2 protein-coding genes are annotated in these 2,470 nt (G+C 42.0%); both read left to right on the forward strand.

Annotation, left to right across the window (positions count from 1 at the left end; genetic code table 11):
• The coding region (locus tag MoGM_RS12985) for a hypothetical protein (RefSeq protein WP_158249554.1) at window positions 1-267 on the forward strand (267 nt) is incomplete at its 5' end.
• Between the two features lie 644 nt (window positions 268-911).
• Window positions 912-2,450: a class I SAM-dependent DNA methyltransferase gene (locus MoGM_RS04620; RefSeq protein ID WP_016212967.1), complete on the forward strand. Its 1,539-nt coding sequence runs from the start codon at window positions 912-914 to the stop codon at window positions 2,448-2,450.
• Window positions 2,451-2,470 lie beyond the last annotated feature (20 nt).

Genomic DNA, 2,470 nt, shown 5'->3' on the forward strand with positions numbered 1-2,470 from the left:
CAACAGGGAGGATTAGGCAAGTGTGAGGTCAGAGAGCGCGACGGAATACCCAAATTTTGGAGGCACGAGAAAATTTGTGGAAGGCTGCCGGAAAGCCCTCCGACTGAAAGCGAAGCGTCACTTGACGTTCCTCCTGTCCGCAGTACCTTTGCACGGGAAAATGGTCCTGACCAAGAAGAGCAAAACGAGCAATCGACAATAGAAAAAGATTTTTCCGTAAGGAACGGAACAGACGTTTTCAGATTAGACTACAAAGAAAAACAGTGATTCTGCTATTGCAAGTGAAACCTGCAACAGAAAAATCACCGACTAATATTCTCAGACTAACAAGTTTTCTAAAAATCCGATGTTGATGTGAAAGCCTTTGAAGTGGAACTTGTGTAGCCTCAAAGGATTTCTCTTTAACATCGGAATGGAGTTATCCACAAATAGCATGAACCTATCGGCTGAACTTACTTGGTGTAGTATACACGGAGGAAGTTAGACGGGATGTAGAACTGATTCATAGTCAGTTCATAAATAAACTATTTGTAACAAAATTATCATTGGCCTATAATTTTATATTCCTGATATTATTGCAATAAGACCAACTGAGATACTTGCCAGTATATAAATCTTCATACATGCAAAGTTATGAATTATCATTCGAATATGACAGCGGAATTTATCTTAACCTCCTTGAAAAACAGCCCCATCCAGACTTTTATAACGAAATGGGGCAATATAAGCAAAGTTCCAGTAAAAACAAAAGGAATTCCGAAAGAATATTTGTATCTTTGCAAATGAATGGTAACTGCATTAAAATGACCTAATAGAGAAAATAAAACGATACATTAAACTCCTTTGCTGTCTTTATAGGCTTGGTCAGCCTTGCAGGGACTGCTAGGAGTTTTTTTTGTTTATTATAGAATATGGCAAAGAAAAAAACAACGGACATAGTAAAGAAAACCATTGAGCAAACGCTATGGGATTCGGCAAATGAGTTGCGAGGTAATCTTGATGCTGCCGAGTATAAAAGTGTGGTGCTTGGACTGGTATTCCTAAAATACATCAACGACTGCTTCAAAGTTAAGCACGATGAACTTGTGGCTGAAGGCGAAGGCTTTGAGGAAGACCCTGACGAATATATTGGCGATAACATATTCTTTGTTCCTGTCGATGCTCGTTGGGAAAAGGTTGTCAATGCCTCTCTTACTGCCGAAATCGGAGTTGTCGTTGATGCGGCAATGGAAGCATTGGAGAAAGAGAACAAGCAACTCAAAGGCATTCTTCCCAAAAACTATGCTCGCCCGGAACTTGATAAACGCCGCTTAGGTAACGTAATTGATATTTTTGAAAACAACCTCCACTTTACAGGTTCGGAAGCTCGTGATGTGCTTGGACGTGTATATGAATATTTCCTTGGAGAATTTGCCCGTGAAGAAGGCAAGAAAGGTGGTGAGTTCTATACTCCTTCATGTGTTGTTCGCACCATAGTCGAAGTTATCCAACCCTACAAAGGAAAAATCTTTGACCCCGCTTGCGGTTCGGGTGGTATGTTTGTGCAGAGTAGTAAGTTTATAGAACGTCATCAAGGTAATATCAATAAAATATCCGTCTATGGTCAGGAACTTAACAGCAATACGTGGAAATTAGCGCAAATGAACCTTGCCATTTGTGGAATTGAAGCAAATTTTGGCGACAGCTTCGGAGATTCTTTTCACGATGACAAACATCCATTTTTGAAAGCGGATTTCGTAATGGCAAATCCACCGTTCAACATTTCCAAATGGGGCGGTGACCAATTACGTGATGACCCACGTTGGCAATATGGCATACCGCCGGAGGGAAACGCCAACTTTGCATGGATGCAACACATGTTATATCACCTGGCAGACAATGGACGCATCGGTTTGGTTCTTGCCAATGGCTCGTTATCCTCACAACAAGGCACAGAAGGGAATATTCGTGAAAACATCGTCAAAGCCGATTTGGTGGAAGGTATTATCGCCATGCCATCCCAACTGTTCTATAATGTTCAGATTCCATGCTGCTTATGGTTCTTAACAAAGAGCAAAGCACAACCGGGCAAGACGCTTTTCATAGATGCTCGTAACATGGGCTATATGAAAGACCGTACACACCGTGAACTCTCTTGTGGGGAAGAAACGGAGGATCATGGCAACGACATAGCACGTATCGCTGATACTTTCGAGCAGTTCCGTGCAGGAACGCTTGAAACCGAAAAGGGATTCTCTGCGATTGCCACGATTGAGGATATAGAGAAACAAGACTTTATCCTCACTCCAGGACGTTACGTTGGAATTGCCGAGGTTGAGGAAGACGGTGAACCTTTCCAAGAAAAGATGGAGCGTCTTACTTCCGAACTTTCTGATTTGTTCGCACAGTCACACACGCTCGAAGACGAAATACGCAAGCAATTGGCAAAGATTGGTTTTACCGTCAAGTGATATGACTTCTACTCTTCGTT

Origin of the sequence: Prevotella sp. MGM1 (assembly GCF_002933775.1) — a bacterium.
Classification (GTDB): Bacteria; Bacteroidota; Bacteroidia; order Bacteroidales; family Bacteroidaceae; genus Prevotella.

What these genes read in the sequence shown, in the direction of transcription:
- MoGM_RS04620 (WP_016212967.1), top strand. Translation starts at nt 912, where the DNA reads ATGGCAAAGAAAAAAACAACGGACATAGTAAAGAAAACCATTGAGCAA.